General features: G+C 43.3%; 18 protein-coding genes and 1 riboswitch. Of the genes, 6 read left to right on the top strand and 12 right to left on the bottom strand.

Going from position 1 to position 16,206, the window contains the following annotated elements; genetic code table 11:
* Nucleotides 1–37 precede the first annotated feature (37 nt).
* The 9 genes from LG003_RS19210 to LG003_RS19170 all read right to left on the bottom strand — a co-directional run bounded on the left by LG003_RS19210 (nucleotide 38) and on the right by LG003_RS19170 (nucleotide 8,329).
* The gene (locus tag LG003_RS19210) at nucleotides 38–523 is read right to left on the bottom strand and encodes a hypothetical protein (protein WP_262981405.1); all 486 of its coding nucleotides are present in this window, start codon (nucleotides 521–523) and stop codon (nucleotides 38–40) included.
* Nucleotides 524–830: 307 nt separating this feature from the next.
* The gene (locus LG003_RS19205; protein WP_112879216.1) at nucleotides 831–1,307 is read right to left on the bottom strand and encodes a carbohydrate binding domain-containing protein; all 477 of its coding nucleotides are present in this window, start codon (nucleotides 1,305–1,307) and stop codon (nucleotides 831–833) included.
* A gap of 638 nt (nucleotides 1,308–1,945) precedes the next feature.
* Nucleotides 1,946–3,070 (bottom strand): 2-iminoacetate synthase ThiH, encoded by a 1,125-nt coding sequence (gene thiH, locus LG003_RS19200; protein ID WP_262981410.1) that lies wholly within the window; start codon nucleotides 3,068–3,070, stop codon nucleotides 1,946–1,948.
* A gap of 14 nt (nucleotides 3,071–3,084) precedes the next feature.
* Entirely contained in the window at nucleotides 3,085–3,852 is a 768-nt protein-coding gene (locus tag LG003_RS19195) for a thiazole synthase (RefSeq protein WP_113044041.1), read from the bottom strand.
* 1 nt (nucleotide 3,853) lies between these two features.
* A complete protein-coding gene (gene thiS / locus LG003_RS19190; protein ID WP_262981404.1) occupies nucleotides 3,854–4,054 on the bottom strand; it encodes a sulfur carrier protein ThiS in 201 nt (66 codons plus the stop codon).
* A complete protein-coding gene (locus LG003_RS19185) occupies nucleotides 4,051–4,800 on the bottom strand; it encodes a HesA/MoeB/ThiF family protein (protein ID WP_112879213.1) in 750 nt (249 codons plus the stop codon). Before LG003_RS19185 ends, thiS begins: the two co-directional genes overlap by 4 nt.
* A 10-nt stretch (nucleotides 4,801–4,810) precedes the next feature.
* Nucleotides 4,811–5,461, bottom strand: coding sequence for a thiamine phosphate synthase (gene thiE / locus LG003_RS19180; protein ID WP_390894152.1), 651 nt, complete (start codon nucleotides 5,459–5,461; stop codon nucleotides 4,811–4,813).
* A complete protein-coding gene (gene thiC / locus LG003_RS19175; RefSeq protein ID WP_262981402.1) occupies nucleotides 5,445–7,382 on the bottom strand; it encodes a phosphomethylpyrimidine synthase ThiC in 1,938 nt (645 codons plus the stop codon). The genes thiE and thiC overlap by 17 nt, the downstream gene beginning before the upstream one ends.
* Before the next feature lie 103 nt (nucleotides 7,383–7,485).
* Nucleotides 7,486–7,611: riboswitch (TPP riboswitch) on the bottom strand.
* Nucleotides 7,612–7,666: 55 nt separating this feature from the next.
* On the bottom strand, nucleotides 7,667–8,329 hold the full coding sequence (locus LG003_RS19170; protein WP_262981401.1) for an HAD family hydrolase: 663 nt from the start codon (nucleotides 8,327–8,329) through the stop codon (nucleotides 7,667–7,669).
* A 149-nt stretch (nucleotides 8,330–8,478) separates the two neighbouring features.
* On the opposite strand from LG003_RS19170, the gene nudC reads away from it, so the two are divergent.
* The 6 genes from nudC to LG003_RS19140 all read left to right on the top strand — a co-directional run bounded on the left by nudC (nucleotide 8,479) and on the right by LG003_RS19140 (nucleotide 12,930).
* Complete coding sequence (gene nudC / locus LG003_RS19165) at nucleotides 8,479–9,246, top strand: NAD(+) diphosphatase (RefSeq protein WP_262981409.1); 768 nt, start codon at nucleotides 8,479–8,481, stop codon at nucleotides 9,244–9,246.
* Nucleotides 9,247–9,356: 110 nt separating this feature from the next.
* Entirely contained in the window at nucleotides 9,357–10,421 is a 1,065-nt protein-coding gene (hemE, locus tag LG003_RS19160) for a uroporphyrinogen decarboxylase (protein WP_262981400.1), read from the top strand.
* Nucleotides 10,422–10,425: 4 nt separating this feature from the next.
* On the top strand, nucleotides 10,426–11,094 hold the full coding sequence (gene nfi, locus LG003_RS19155) for a deoxyribonuclease V (RefSeq protein ID WP_112879208.1): 669 nt from the start codon (nucleotides 10,426–10,428) through the stop codon (nucleotides 11,092–11,094).
* 76 nt (nucleotides 11,095–11,170) lie between these two features.
* Nucleotides 11,171–11,761, top strand: coding sequence for a YjaG family protein (locus LG003_RS19150; protein WP_112879207.1), 591 nt, complete (start codon nucleotides 11,171–11,173; stop codon nucleotides 11,759–11,761).
* A 186-nt stretch (nucleotides 11,762–11,947) separates the two neighbouring features.
* Entirely contained in the window at nucleotides 11,948–12,220 is a 273-nt protein-coding gene (gene hupA, locus LG003_RS19145) for a nucleoid-associated protein HU-alpha (protein ID WP_012776594.1), read from the top strand.
* A gap of 68 nt (nucleotides 12,221–12,288) precedes the next feature.
* Nucleotides 12,289–12,930 carry a DUF1481 domain-containing protein gene (locus LG003_RS19140; protein ID WP_262981399.1) on the top strand — a complete coding sequence of 214 codons (642 nt, stop codon included), beginning with the start codon at nucleotides 12,289–12,291 and terminating at the stop codon, nucleotides 12,928–12,930.
* An 18-nt stretch (nucleotides 12,931–12,948) separates the two neighbouring features.
* On the opposite strand, the gene purD is transcribed toward LG003_RS19140, so the two are convergent.
* From purD to LG003_RS19125, 3 genes are all read right to left on the bottom strand, one after another.
* On the bottom strand, nucleotides 12,949–14,232 hold the full coding sequence (gene purD / locus LG003_RS19135; protein WP_262981398.1) for a phosphoribosylamine--glycine ligase: 1,284 nt from the start codon (nucleotides 14,230–14,232) through the stop codon (nucleotides 12,949–12,951).
* 21 nt (nucleotides 14,233–14,253) lie between these two features.
* The gene (gene purH / locus LG003_RS19130; protein ID WP_262981397.1) at nucleotides 14,254–15,843 is read right to left on the bottom strand and encodes a bifunctional phosphoribosylaminoimidazolecarboxamide formyltransferase/IMP cyclohydrolase; all 1,590 of its coding nucleotides are present in this window, start codon (nucleotides 15,841–15,843) and stop codon (nucleotides 14,254–14,256) included.
* A gap of 37 nt (nucleotides 15,844–15,880) precedes the next feature.
* The coding region (locus LG003_RS19125) for a hypothetical protein (RefSeq protein ID WP_262981396.1) at nucleotides 15,881–16,206 on the bottom strand (326 nt) is incomplete at its 5' end.

The following is a 16,206-nucleotide window of genomic DNA, read 5'->3' as shown; positions in this document are numbered from 1 at the left end:
CAATGTGCTTCGGGTGTTATGTATCAAGGCCCGATGTTTAAACTCTTTCTAGAATAAAACCCGTGAAGTCAGCAGTTGCCTCTTCTGGAAGTTCTATAAATTGGTCTTTCAGCATGTAAATACGTAAAAGCCCTTCTTCATCTGTGTTTAATTCAACTGAACCGGTCGTAAAGTTGAAGCTATTTACAGCAAAGGATTCAGGGCCAAATGTGCGATTTTGTAAACCAAAATAAGCGGGCAAGGCCCTTTGTGGTGTTAGTTGAGTCGATAAGCGTGCTGTACCTGTCAGTCTATATTTAACGTTAGGTTCCAACCCTGTTATAATTTGATCAATGACGCCAGAGCCGGAATAGGTTTGGATGCTAAGAAAATTAGTGCCATTCTCGGATAAGATTTCTATAGTTTCAGGGTGTGGGATTCTCCAGCCATGATATCCTTCATTAAATGAACTATTAACTAGTTCTTTATTAGCGTTTTTTGTATCAGAATAATCTGCGCTATTTAGCATTTTTTTCATATCCATATATGAGTCCTTTTAAATGAATGGCAATTAAATTTAATTTTGCTTAATGATTTTTCCCTGTAAACACTTTATCAATAATGAAAAAATATTCAATCATGTTTTTTGATTGAATATTAATTTTGTGATAATTAATGTAAAAATAAATGAGATGGCTAAATTATTTCGATGGGAATTTATTTTAAAATAATTGAACTATATTTCAATTAAAATATTAATTTATGATTTTATTTTCTCAACCAATATTAAAACACCCGGAGCTTCCTGTTCCGGGTGTGTTTTAATGTCAAACTACTTCGAAGTTAAATATTTAAGCTTTTTCTAAAACAAAACCGGTAAAGTCAGCGGTTTCTCCATCTGGGCGATGGCCAACTTGGTCTTTCAATAAATAAACGCGTAAAAGTCCCTCTTGATCTGTATTTAATTCTACCGAACCCGTTGTAAAATCGGTGCTGTTTACAGCAAAAGAGTTGGGGCCATCGGTGCGACTCTGTAAACCAAAATAAGCTGATGAGGCCCATTCTGCTGATACGCGCGCTGTAGCTGTTAATTTATATTTAGTGTTAGGTTCTAATCCTTCGATAATTTGATCAATGACGCCAGAACCAGTAACGCTTTGGACTCTGATAAAGTGAACGCCATTTTCAGATAAGATTTCTACTGATTCAGGGGCCGGGATTCTCCAGCCGTTATATCCTTCTTCGAATGAGCCGTTAATCAGTTCTTTATGAGAGTTTTTCTTGATATCAGAATAATCTTCGTTATTCAGGATCTCTTGTACGTTCATATATTAGTCCTTTTTAAATAGATAGAAATGAATTTAATTTATTTCAGCGCTTTTTTTTCGGGAGGGCACTTTATCAATAATAGGATAATACTCAATTGTATTTTTTGTTGGTGGTGAGTTGTAATTTGAGTAAATTGGTATAAAAATAAAACAAATGAGGGTAATTTTCAATATATTCAGTATACATGGATTATTATTCTCATTATTTATTGGTATAAATTGGAATTTTATTTTTAAAACAGGAAATCAAGTTATTTATGAAAAATAAACTGTTTAGTTAATGATTATTAGGATATGGGATTTTTTGTTTTATGTAGAGAATTTGTATGTCGATAAGTGATATATTTGTATATTAAAAGTTAAATTTTAACTATGAATAAAATGATTATGCGGAAATAAAATATTTGTGATGAAAATAGATTTTATAATGTTGGTTATATCTATATAGATGAATTTTTATTTTAAATTCAAAATAGATATTTAAAATGACAATTGTTTTCTTATTAATCGTATTTGTCTTTATTACTGTCTGGTATTGGAACCAGACAGTTTGTTATATTAAATCCTATTTTTTGTCGTTATTGTCTGTTAAAAGCTTTTACTTAAAATCAAATTATTTAACAAGAAAGAAAATTAAATTATCGACCTAAATAGCTATCCCAATCTTTCCAGACAGGTTGTAACCCGGCTTTAATTAATACGTCTGCGACCTGATAAACAGAACGGTTATCATGTGGCATAAATTGTTCCAATTCTTCGTGGCTACTATCTGCGTAACCACCGGGTTGGGTTTTCGAACCGGCACTGACATTGTTGATTGCCAATGGTATGACGTGATCGCGGAAGAATGGAGATTCACGAGTAGAAATAGAAAGCTCAACATCTGGCGCAAATAGACGAAAAGCACAAATCAGTTGTACCAGTTCTGCTTCACTCATCAGCGATGCGGGCTCAATGCCTCCAGCACAAGGTCGCAAACGTGGGAATGAAATAGAGTAACGGCTTTGCCAATATGTACGTTGCAGAAAGAATAAATGCTCCGCCACCATATAGCAGTCTGTTCGCCAATGACTAGAAAGGCCAATTAGCGCTCCTAAACCGATTTTATCGATTTTAGCATGACCAAGGCGATCGGGTGTTTCTAATCGCCAGTGAAAATCCCGTTTCTTACCCCGTAGATGATGTAGCAGGTAAGTTGGTTCATGGTAGGTCTCCTGATAAACCATCACACCATCTAACCCCAGGGTTTTCAGTTCAGAATACTCTTCCTGTGTCATAGGCTGAACTTCCATCATTATTGAGCTGAAATATTCGCGGATAAGTGGCAGATAGCGGCGGAAATAATCCATACCGACCTTGCCCTGATGTTCTCCGGTGACTAATAACAGATTGTCGAAGCCCAGCGCTTTAATCGCCTGACATTCGGCAATAATTTCATCTTTATTGAGTGTTTTGCGTTTGATGCGGTTACTCATTGAGAACCCGCAATAGGTGCAATCATTGGCACACAAATTGGAGAGATAAAGCGGTACATAAAAACCAACGGTGTTACCGAAGCGTTGACGAGTCAGTTTTTGTGCCCGTTGTGCCAGTGGTTCGATATAGGATTTCGCTGCCGGAGAGAGCAAGGCCATGAAATCGTCCAGATTTAATTTGTTACTGCTTAATGCCCGTTCAACATCCTGCGCGGTTTTGCTATTAATGCGAAGGGTAATGTCATCCCAGTCCAACTGCTGCCAGCGGTAACTAAAACTACCGCTCATAAGATGATGAATCATCAAAATGCCCCTAGAAAATCGGTCAGTGGACTGGATGCGACAGCATGTTGTTTCGGACTTGCCAGGCCAGCTTGATAGGATAATTCACCCGCTTCAATCGCTATTTTGAAGGCTTGAGCCATTTTTACTGGATTACGTGCAACGGCAATGGCAGTGTTGACTAATACCGCATCCGCACCCAGTTCAATTGCTTCCAATGCATGGCTTGGCGCACCGATGCCGGCATCAATGACCACCGGCACTTGTGCTTGCTCGATAATAATTTGCAGGAAATCTCGGGTGAGCAGCCCTTGATTAGAGCCGATCGGTGCGCCTAAAGGCATGACTGCCGCGCAACCCACTTCTTCCAGACGCTTACACAAAACGGGATCAGCACTGCAATATGGCAGAACGACAAACCCATCTTTGACCAACATTTCAGCGCCTTTGAGTGTTTCAATCGGGTCAGGTAACAAGTATTTCACATCAGGATGAATCTCTAGTTTGATCCAGTTGGTCGCCAGTGCTTCACGGGCCAAACGGGCGGCAAACAGGGCCTCTTCTGCGGTTTTAGCTCCAGAAGTATTTGGCAGCAATTTGACGCCAAGTTTTTGCAATGGTGCCAAAATAGCGTCATTACCGCTTTGCAAATCAATGCGTTTCATTGCCATCGTGACAAGCTGGCTGCCGGAAGCCGCTATAGCCTGAGTCATTAAATTGGCATTGGCGAATTTGCCTGTACCGGTAAATAGGCGGGAATTAAAAGTCGTATCAGCAATTTTTAGCATATCAACCTCCAGCAATAGCCTGAAACAGAAGGATATTGTCTCCATCATTAATTTGATGCGTATTCCACTCTGAACGCGGAATAATGATTTGATTAATAGCCAGTGCCATTCCCGGTTGTGTTCGTTCAAGTTGTTCTAGCAATTGTTGTATAGCCAGAGGAGCCATAAGCTCCATCGGCTGGTCGTTTACCGTAATTTTCATGCCATATCTCCGCAAATCGGGCATTGCTGCGACTGGCTAAGTTGTAGAGTGCTCCAGCTTTGTTGTTTACCATCAAACAGTCGGAGTTTGCCGCTTAACGGAGAGGGAAGCCCGGTTAACATTTTGATGGCTTCCAATGCCTGTAATGTGCCGATGATACCGACTACCGGACCTAAGACACCCGCAGTCCGGCAATTTCGTAGTGGTTCTTCCTGTTCAGGGTAGAGACAGCTATAACAGCCATGAAGATAAGGGGGTTCAAATACCATAAGTTGACCGCTAAAACCGACAGCACTGCCGCTAATTAATGGTTTTCGCATTGCCACACAAGCGGCATTGATCGCGTGGCGGGTTGTTATGTTGTCGCTGCAATCGAGAACCAGATCGACCTGCTTCACGATTGTTGCCAGAGATTCCCGGTTTTGACGTTGATTAAGGACCATTGTTTTTATCAGCGGATTCAATGCATTGAGTTGATTGGCTGCAAGTTCAGCTTTTGCGGCAGGGATCTCTTCGGTGCGGTAAAGTATTTGCCGTTGTAAATTGGAGATGTGCAATTGGTCATCATCAGCGAGATAAATTGTTCCCACACCTGCCCCGGCTAAATAGAGAGATGCAGGAGCGCCTAGTCCTCCCAGTCCGACAATCAATACTCGGCTGGATTTCAGTTTTTCCTGCCCTTCCGGGCCAATATCTTCGAGTAACAGTTGTCGGCTGTAACGCATAAATTCTTGATCATTCAGCATAAGAACCTCTCTATCCCTTTAACGCAACGCCTTCAATCAGATGAAGCAGTTGTGCGGTGGCCTGTCGCCAATCCTTTGCTTTGGTAATTGCACTAACCAGCGCCACACTGCCGACTTCCGTTGCAATGACATCCGGTACGCGTTCAAGAGAAATTCCGCCGATGGCGACAGTGGGATAGTCTGGTGTGTTTTCTACTTGCCGTTTTAGTGCTGCCAGTCCTTGTGGGGAAGATGGCATCGTTTTGGTCGTGGTTGGGAAAATATGGCCGAGAGCGATATAAGACGGACGAAGAGATTTAGCTCGTGCCAGCTCTTGTTCATCGTGGGTAGAGATTCCTAACCGTAATCCCGCTTTTTGGATGGCGTTCAGATCAGCGATAACTAAATCTTCCTGCCCCAGATGAACACCATAAGCGCCATGCTTTATTGCCAGTCGCCAGTAGTCGTTGATAAACAGACGAGCGTTATATTGGCGGCTGAGCATAATGGCTTGTTGAATGTCTTCCTCCACTTGATCTTCTGGTCGATCTTTAATTCTCAACTGAATTGTGGTGACGCCTGCTTTTAACAAGCGGGAAATCCACTCTAGCGAATCCACGACGGGATACAGGCCCAATTTATATTCCGTTGGGGCAAATGGCGCGTTAGGCAGATTGTTCATGAGAGACATCCTCTACGCTGTGATACAACTCGCCACCGTGGGCGCGGAATGTTTCAGACATTTGTTCCATACCGGCGGCGTAATCGCGTACTTCCTGAGAAATCTTCATAGAACAGAATTTAGGCCCGCACATAGAACAGAAATGCGCAATTTTGCCGGAGGCTTGTGGCAGAGTTTCATCGTGATAGGCGCGAGCAGTATCGGGATCGAGCGCGAGATTAAATTGATCTTCCCAACGAAATTCAAAACGTGCTTTGGACATGGCGTTATCGCGGATTTGTGCGCCCGGATGACCTTTGGCGAGATCGGCGGCATGAGCAGCAATTTTGTAGGTAATTAGCCCTTGCTTAACATCATCTTTGTTTGGCAAGCCGAGATGCTCCTTCGGCGTCACATAACAGAGCATGGCGCAGCCAAACCAGCCAATCATGGCAGCGCCGATACCGGAAGTGAAATGGTCATAACCGGGTGCAATATCTGTTGTTAGTGGGCCAAGGGTATAGAAAGGGGCTTCGTGACAATGTTCCAATTCTTCCGTCATATTGCGGTGGATCATCTGCATAGGAATATGTCCGGGACCTTCTATCATCATCTGAACATCATATTCCCAGGCAATTTTGGTCAGTTTGCCTAATGTGTGTAGTTCTGCAAACTGCGCTTCATCGTTAGCATCTTGAATAGAACCGGGGCGTAAACCGTCTCCCAGTGATAGGGAAACATCATAAGCGGCGCAGATTTCACAAATTTCACGGAAATGTTGGTAAAGGAAGTTTTCTTGATGATGAGACAGACACCATTTCGCCATAATTGAACCACCGCGGGACACAATTCCGGTGAGGCGTTTGGCTGTCATCGGTACATAGCGCAGTAATACACCGGCATGAATGGTGAAGTAATCTACCCCTTGTTCCGCTTGTTCCAGCAAGGTATCACGGAATATTTCCCAAGTGAGATTTTCCGCTACGCCATTGACTTTCTCCAGCGCCTGATAAATAGGGACTGTACCGATAGGAACCGGGCTGTTACGTAAGATCCATTCGCGGGTTTCGTGGATATAACGGCCAGTGGAGAGATCCATTACCGTATCTGCACCCCAACGAGTGGACCAGATTAACTTTTCTACTTCTTCCTCAATAGAAGAGGTGACTGAAGAGTTACCGATATTAGCGTTAACCTTCACCAGAAAATTACGACCAATAATCATCGGTTCTGATTCAGGGTGATTAATATTGGCAGGAATAATTGCCCGACCAGCCGCGACTTCCTGGCGGACAAATTCTGGTGTGATATTTTCCGGCAACTGAGCGCCAAAACTTTGTCCAGTATGTTGTTGGCGTAATACATCACCGCGGATACGTTCACGTCCCATATTTTCCCGTAGTGCGATAAATTCCATTTCTGGTGTGATGATGCCTTTACGGGCGTAATGCAGTTGAGTAACGCATTTGCCTTTACGGGCTTTTAATGGATGGGGGCGATGGTTGAAGCGTAAATGATCGAGACCGGCATCCGTTAGGCGCTGCTGCGTAAAATCAGAGCTGAGGGTAGTAACAGGTTCAGTATCTTGGCGTTCGGCGATCCACGGTTGACGTAGTTTGGTTAACCCAACATGTACATCCAGTTTGGAATCAGGATCGCCATAAGCGCCGGAAGTATCATAAACCTGGATAGCTTCGTTTTCCTCATACTGAGGTTCTTCTTTGGTGCCGCCAATTAAAGTTGATGATAACTGGATTTCACGCATTGGGACTTGGATATCATCACGGGAACCTTGAAGATAAATTCGTCGTGAATTTGGGAATGTCACCCCTTGAATAGAATTAATAAATTCTTGAGCAGCATCGCGTTGTGCTTTACGTGGGCGCGCAGGCGGGAGTTTGGGTGAAATATCAGTTGCAGGGATAATAGTGTTGTGAGACATAGCAAATTCCTAACTGTGTTATTGGGAAAGTTGCTTGTCTGGAGCTCGCAGGAGTAATAGTTGATGGCTGGACAGACCCGTGAAAAATTGGGTGGGCTGACAGCGGTTGATTACTCTTGTTCCCTTCGCAGGTATTAACCCGATCAGGTTCCGCGGATCCCGAATTAACGGTCTCAGCCTGTGTATGCTGCGATAAAACAGCTTACGCTAGGCACTCCGACAAGAAAGTAAGCAGTAGTATAGAAGGGATTGTGAAAACTACAACCCTTACTGATTGAAAGTATTTACAGTGACCAGGTTAATTGTTGCCAGCCATGTTGTTGTGCTTCGGCTTTTAAATGGGCATCGGCATTGACCGTAATGACTTCGTCGGCAAATTGACACATTGGCAGATCATTAATTGAATCACTGTAAAAACGAATAATCTCAGGATAACTATTTTGCTGTTCCAGCCACTGTTTTATCCGTTTTACTTTACCTTCACGAAAAGTCGCAATACCGTCTATTTGGCCGGTATAACAGCCATTTTCCACCACCATATCAATGCCCAGCGCAGTGTGAATACCTAATTCGATAGCAATCTTTTTTACAATAAAAGAGACAGTAGCTGAGATAATAATGATTGGAATTTGTTGTTGTTGATACTCTGTAATTAAGGTTTTGGCTTGTGGATAAAATCGGGGTCTGATTTTTTCTTTAACGAACTCAGCTAACCAAATATCAACCTGTTCTTGCGGAATTTGGTGCAATGTTTGCAGGCTGAATGCCAGGTAATCATTCATATCCAGTGAACCCGCGCTGTAATCAGCCATCATTTTTTTATCTGCCTCGATAAAACTTGGATCAGTAATGATGCCTTTTTCCCATAAAAATTCTGTCCATATAGCGCTGGAATCACCGGAAATTAAGGTGTCATCCAGATCAAACACTACAAGCAGTTGTGGCATGATGTTGTGTTCCTCAAGTCAAAGCACATTGATAACTGAGAATAATGCTTGTAATGCTGTGTAGTGACCAATAGCAATAAAAGCATGTTTTTCTGACTAGAAAGCGTATGATTTATACAGATATTAATCGTAATTATGATGTCATGATGATGCAACAACAAATTACAGGAACAGAACGTGGCTGGTGGATTATCAGCTATGAAAATCGTATTTGGCTCCCGGAAGGGGAATTACCTTTTGGAATTGCTGTCCAATGGTCATTGCAAGGAAAAATAGCCTTGCCTATTGGTGAGTGGCAGGGCGAAAAAGTTTGGCTTATCCGTCAGAAAATGGCTTCAAATATGGTTTCTTTACGGCAAATTGTTGCAAGTGATCGTGGCTTGTTTCAATTAGCTGGCCGGGGAGTGCAATTGGCAGAGTTTTATCGCTCTCATCAATATTGTGGTTATTGCGGTAGTGAAATGCACCATAGTGTCAGTGAATGGGCTTGCTTGTGTCATCACTGCCATGAACGTTATTATCCGCAGATTGCACCTTGTATTATCGTCGGTATTCGTCGGGATGATTATATTTTGCTGGCTCAACATCAGCGTCATCGTAGAGGCATATATACAGTCCTTGCGGGATTTGTTGAAGTCGGTGAAACACTTGAAGAAGCGGTAGCCCGCGAAGTGATGGAAGAGAGTAATATTAAAATTCGCAACTTACGTTATGTGGCTTCTCAACCGTGGCCTTTCCCTCATTCATTGATGATGGCATTTCTGGCTGATTATGACAGTGGTGAGATCCGCCATGATCCGCAAGAACTGATTAGTGCAGATTGGTATCATTATGATCAACTGCCATTGATTCCACCACATAATACTATTGCCCGCCGGTTGATTGAAGATACGGTTGTTCTATGCCGAAATACGTGATGTACAGTTTGGCGCAATTCAACGGGAGAGATTTACCTATCATGTTACAATGACGTTCAATCATTGTAGTCAGATTATGTTGCGGCCAATAAATATAGATGGAGCCTGTCATGAATGCGCTGAAAAACGATCGTTATTTGCGAGCTTTATTACGCCAATCCGTTGATGTTACCCCTGTTTGGATGATGCGCCAGGCTGGCCGCTATTTACCTGAGTATCAGGCTACTCGTGCTAAAGCCGGTGATTTTATTGCTTTGTGTAAAAACACTGAGCTCGCTTGTGAAGTCACTTTACAACCTTTGCAGCGTTATCCACTGGATGCGGCAATTCTCTTCTCTGATATTCTCACTATTCCTGATGCTATGGGACTGAGGCTCTATTTTGAAGCAGGTGAAGGCCCGCGTTTTAAATCTCCTGTTTCCAGCCGTGCTGATGTGGAAAAACTGTCGGTGCCTGATCCGGAAATGGAGTTGGGTTATGTGATGGATGCAGTACGCGCGATTCGTAAAGCGCTGGCGGGTCAGGTTCCTTTGATTGGCTTTTCCGGTAGTCCGTGGACACTGGCGACTTATATGGTGGAAGGTGGCAGTAGTAAGGCATTCACTAAAATCAAAAAAATGATGTATGCCGAACCTGTTGTAATGCATCTGTTGCTGGATAAGCTAGCAGACAGCGTTATTCTTTATCTCAATGCTCAGATTAAAGCAGGCGCTCAGTCTGTAATGGTTTTTGATACTTGGGGTGGGGTACTGACCGGGAGAGATTATCGGGAGTTTTCCTTGCATTATATGCACAAAATTGTTGATGGCCTGATCCGTGAAAATGAAGGTCGTCGTGTGCCAGTGACACTGTTTACTAAAGGTGGTGGACAATGGCTGGAAGCAATGGCTGAAACCGGTTGTGATGCGCTTGGTTTGGACTGGACGACAGATATTGCCGATGCGCGCCGTCGTGTGGGGAATAAAGTCGCTTTGCAGGGTAACATGGACCCATCCATGTTATACGCCTCTCCAGAGCGGATTGAGCAGGAAGTTTCGACAATTTTGCAAGGTTTTGGGACGGGTTCTGGTCATGTCTTTAACCTTGGTCATGGTATCCATCAGGATATACTGCCGGAACACGCGGGGGTATTTGTCGAAGCGGTACATAAACTTTCAGCTAAATATCATCAGTAAAAATATGATTAATACGAAAGCATTACGTCAGGAACAAATAGCAAAGGCTCAACAGGTTATCTGTTATGATGATTTTTCCCCCCCTAAATTGATTGCGGGTGCTGATGTGGGCTTCGAACGGCAGGGAACAATTACCCGTGCCGCGATAGCGGTTCTTTCTTATCCTGCTCTTGAACTGGTGGAATATCAGATAGCTCGAATTGAAACTACGCTGCCTTATATTCCCGGTTTACTCTCTTTCCGTGAATATCCTGCATTAATGGCTGCTTGGCAGTTGTTGAAATACAAACCTGATCTAGTAATGGTGGACGGTCATGGCATCGCTCATCCACGTCGTTTAGGTGTTGCTAGCCATTTTGGTTTATTAGCTAATGTGCCTACAATTGGTGTGGCAAAACGTCGTTTATGTGGTGAAAGTGAACCATTGGGGGAACAGCCCGGCAGTTGCCAACCTTTGCTTGATAAAGAGGAGCAGATTGGTTGGGTATGGAGAAGTAAAAAACGTTGTAATCCGTTGTATATTTCTACCGGACACAGAATCAGCCTTGATAGCGCATTGCTATGGGTGGAATGTTGTATGAAAGGTTATCGCTTGCCTGAAACAACCCGTTGGGCAGATGGTATAGCCTCAAATAGGCTGTTTTTTGAACAAATGATACAGAAAAATCCTTAAATTCGGTGTAAGCGTGTGGATATTCTTGAATTTCAGGTAAACTGCGGAGCAAATTGTGCATAATGAGTAAAAACTAATGTTACGAAACCCGATACATTTACGGCTGGAAAAACTTGAAAGCTGGCAGCATCTGACCTTTATGGCAAGTCTATGCGAACGGATGTATCCAAATTACCAGATGTTCTGTTGCCAGACAGCATTTGCAGAACCTGCTCTTTACCGCCGTATTCTGGATTTGGTGTGGGAAATATTAGTTGTAAAAGATGCCAAGGTGAATTTTGATAATCAGTTGGAAAAGTTGGAACAAGTTATTCCCTCAGCGGATGATTACGATATTTACGGTGTGTACCCGGCAATTGATTCATGTATTGCATTAGGGGAAATTATTCACTCCCGTCTGAGTGGTGAAACATTGGAGCATGCAATTGCAGTGAGTGAAATTTCAATCCGCACTGTTGCTATGCTTGAAATGACTCAGGCCGGAAAAGAAATGACCGATGAAGAACTAAAAATATTACCTGCTATTGCACAAGAGTGGGACATCCAATGGGAAATTTATCGCTTATTGGTTAGCTGCGAAGAGCGGGATATTGAGTTGATTAAAGGATTGAAAGCTGACCTCCGGGAATCAGGAACGAGCAACATTGGTATAAATTTAACGCAGTAAAGTGAAAAAAAGTGATTTAATGCTTTAAATGCCATGTTCAAAGGCTTCACTTTTGCCCCCACTCTGTTCTACATTTGGGGGGTGAAAAGAAGTGGCTATCGGTGCGTGTATGCAGGGGTGCTGTCATTCGGCATATCCGTCGCACTCGATGCTTTGCAAACGATAAACACACTGTAAGGATAATCTATGAATAAGACTGAATTAGTTGATGCAATCGCAGAAAGCACAGACCTGACTAAAGCTCAGGCAAAAGCTGCTCTGGAATCAACTTTGAATGCAATCACCGAATCCCTGAAAGCGGGCGATTCAGTACAACTGGTAGGTTTTGGTACTTTCAAAGTTAACCACCGTGCAGAACGTACTGGTCGTAACCCACAAACCGGTAAAGAAATTACAATCGCGGCTGCAAACGTACCTGCTTTCTCTGCTGGTAAGGCTCTGAAAGACGCAGTTAAATAATTTCATTGCAAAAAAGAAAAAATAGAAGGGGTATTATTTATCCCCTTTTGTTGGTTCGTCAGGGGCTGATGACACTAGGATTCGTCTTCGCGCTCAGCGCCTGTACCAATCAACCTAAAGAACCTTCTTTCAGCGCAAGTGGATTCATTGCCGATGATGGTGTTGTCCGCTTGTGGCGTCTCAACGATCAGAACAGTAAACCTCAGGTGCTGATGAGTGTTTACAGCCCCTACCGTAATGACAATACCGTCGTGACTTTTTATGAATATAAGCAGGGAGATTTGCGCCAAATTCGTCGTGAAATTTTGAATGATAAAAATCCACTATCTGAACAACTTCGTTTGAATAAATCCGGTGATGTGATTTTTATGCAAAAGCAGTCGAAAACGCGACGAGAGCCACTTTCCAGCGATGATATTGTTCGTATGCAGTTTAATGCTAAACGGACGCTTGAATTAAGTGATGCGTTGAGAGTGGGAAATGTGCGTTTGGTGCAAGGGCACTGGAATAACGGTAAAGTCACTACCTGTGCAGGTGAAACGATTTCCCTTGAGTTTGAACCTTACGCGAGGTCATGGCTTGAACAGCGTGAAAAAAGTAGTTACGGCCAATTAACCATTGCTTGGTTGGAAGCGCCTGCTGGCCGCGAATTACTGTTGGTAGCCAATAATGACTTTTGTCGTTGGGAACCGACGAAGGGCAGCCTCTGACCCTCGTCAGTTTTATGATTACTTCAATCGGTTAATTGCCCGATAGCCGATATCCTTGCGGTAAAAACAGCTATTCCATTCAATCTTTTCTGCTTGTTGGTAAGCATTTTTCTGTGCATCTATAATGGTTTCTCCTAATGCTGTAACACACAGAACGCGTCCACCTGCGGTAATAACATCATTGCCTTTCATTGCTGTACCAGCATGGAAAACCTTGCTACTTTCATTTTCTTGTTGGGGCAAACCATGAATAATATCCCCTTTGTAATAATCAGCAGGATACCCTCCGGCAGCGAGTACCACACCCAGAGCAGGGCGTTCATCCCAATCAGACGTTTTACCCGCAAGCTCTCCTTTTGCACCAGCTAGACAGAGTTCAACAAGATCAGAACGCATACGCATCATGATGGGTTGCGTTTCTGGATCACCAAAGCGGCAGTTAAATTCAATCACTTTTGGTTCGCCATTTTGGTTGATCATCAAGCCAGCATAAAGAAAACCAGTATAGATATGACCCTCAGCAGCCATACCGTTAACAGTAGGATAAATAATCTCTTCCATAATACGCTGGTGGATTTCATCAGTGACGACAGGAGCGGGAGAATAGGCTCCCATTCCGCCAGTATTTGGACCCGTGTCACCATCACCTATGCGTTTATGATCCTGACTGGTTGCCATCGGAATAACATTCTTACCGTCGACCATAACGATAAAGCTAGCTTCTTCACCTGTTAGAAACTCTTCAATAACAATACGATGGCCTGCATCACCAAACGCATTTCCGGCTAGCATATCTTTTATGGCGGATTGGGCTTCTTCCAGTGTCATCGCAACAATCACACCTTTACCCGCAGCCAGTCCGTCAGCTTTTATAACAATAGGAACGCCGACTTTATCCAGGTAGGTAAGAGCTGGTTCGATTGCTGTAAAATTCTGATAAGCCGCAGTTGGGATTTGATGACGTGCCAGAAAATCTTTGGTAAATGCTTTTGAGCCTTCTAATTGAGCGGCTGCCTGAGTTGGACCAAAAATAGTCAACCCGGCTTTTTGGAATGCATCGACAATACCTATCACCAATGGCGCTTCAGGGCCAACGATAGTCAGCCCAATATCATGGCTTTGTGCAAATACTAACAAGCCGTTGATATCTGTCGCTGGTATATCAATATTTTCGAGATTGCTTTCCAGAGCAGTTCCTGCATTTCCTGGAGCGACATAGACTTTATCAGCTAAAGGAGATTGAGCTGCTTTCCATGCCAGAGCATGTTCGCGTCCACCGCTACCAACAATTAAAATATTCATCAGATTAACTCCTGCTATTGATTAGTGGCGAAAATGGCGCATGCCGGTGAAAATCATAGCAATACCGTGTTCATCAGCCGCGGTAATCACTTCGTCGTCACGGATTGAACCGCCGGGTTGGATAATGCAACTCACGCCGACAGCCGCAGCGGCATCAATGCCGTCACGAAATGGGAAAAAGGCGTCAGATGCCATTGCGCATCCTTGAACTTTCAAGCCTTCATCGGCTGCTTTAATCCCAGCAATTTTTGCGGAATAGACACGGCTCATTTGGCCTGCACCAATACCAATGGTCATATCATTTTTTGCATAAACAATGGCATTAGATTTGACAAATTTAGCGACCTTCCAGCAGAACAGAGCATCTTTCATTTCTTGTTCGGTGGGATGACGTTTGGAAACCACACGTAGGTTAGTTACTGCAACCATACCAAGATCGCGATCTTGTACCAGTAGGCCACCATTAACTCGTTTAAAATCAAGGCCAGCAGCCCGGTCTTCCCATTTACCACATGTCAGAACGCGGACATTTTGCTTGGTAGCTAGCACCGGTAGTACATCTTTATTTACTGAGGGGGCAATAATTACCTCGACGAATTGGTGGTCGATAATGGCTTGTGCAGTTTTAATATCAAGTTCGCGGTTGAAAGCAATAATACCGCCGAAAGCGGAGGTTGGATCTGTTTTGAATGCGCTATCATAAGCTTCGTGGATATCTTTACCAATTGCTACACCGCATGGGTTAGCGTGCTTAACAATAACACATGCAGGTTCCACGAATTCCTTAACACATTCCAGCGCTGCATCGGTATCAGCAATGTTGTTATAGGAAAGAGCCTTACCTTGTAACTGAGTTGCAGTTGCAATGGATGATTCAGAAAGATTCTCTTCTATATAGAATGCAGCGTCCTGATGGCTGTTCTCACCGTAACGCATATCCTGCTTTTTAATGAAATTCAAATTCAGAGTACGAGGGAAACGTCCTGATGGTTGAGTCGTATCGCCATAATGAGGAGGAGCCAGCTTGCCAAAATAGTTAGCAATCATGCTGTCATAAGCAGCGGTGTGTTCAAAAGCCTTAATGGCTAAATCGAAGCGAGTTGATTGTGTTAATGACCCCTGATTGTTATCCATCTCTTCAATGATTTTTTCATAATCCTTACTATTTACCACAATCGCTACATCTTTATGGTTCTTAGCCGCAGAGCGAACCATAGTTGGACCACCAATATCAATGTTTTCAACGGCATCTGCCAAAGTACAATCTGATTTAGCTACGGTCTGAGCGAATGGATATAGATTCACAACCACCATATCGATCGGTGAGATTTGGTGTTGTGCCATGATTTCATCATCTTGTCCGCGGCGGCCAAGGATTCCACCATGTACTTTAGGATGCAGCGTCTTAACTCGGCCATCCATCATTTCAGGAAAACCGGTGTAGTCTGAAACTTCAGTAACCTTTAGATCTGACTCAGAGAGTAAACGAGCTGTGCCACCAGTAGAAAGCAATTCGACACCGCGTTGAGATAAGGCTTTTGCAAATTCAACAACCCCTGATTTATCGGAAACGCTAAGCAGGGCACGATGGATTGGACGAAGCTGTTGCATTGATTTGATCCCTTGGATTTTGTAAGGCAGTAACATGTTATTGGGAAGAACCCACTATATCAGGACATAAAAAATGGGCACTGCAATAACATTTCAGTGTAGTCAGATAAAATCGCTTGATGATTTTAACCACCGAATTGTAACGAAAACGTTTGCGTGATGCTCGATAAATTTTCATCCAACTAGCCATATGTGGATAAATCTGTTGGTAAGTAGGTATAAAGCAGAGCTTTGCTGTGGAATTAATCAAACGATCAATTTTTTTCAAAATAATTATTGCCAGCGCCAAAGAACGCCCTATAATGCGCCACCACTGACCGACACAACGCTGATAAACATTGTGAGGTCGGGCAGAGGAAGCGA

Origin of the sequence: Photorhabdus kleinii (genome assembly GCF_025384885.1) — a bacterium.
In the GTDB taxonomy this organism is placed as follows: domain Bacteria; phylum Pseudomonadota; class Gammaproteobacteria; order Enterobacterales; family Enterobacteriaceae; genus Photorhabdus; species Photorhabdus kayaii.
The sequence above is the reverse complement of the archived record's forward strand: the minus strand, read 5'-3'. Positions and strand labels throughout refer to the sequence as shown.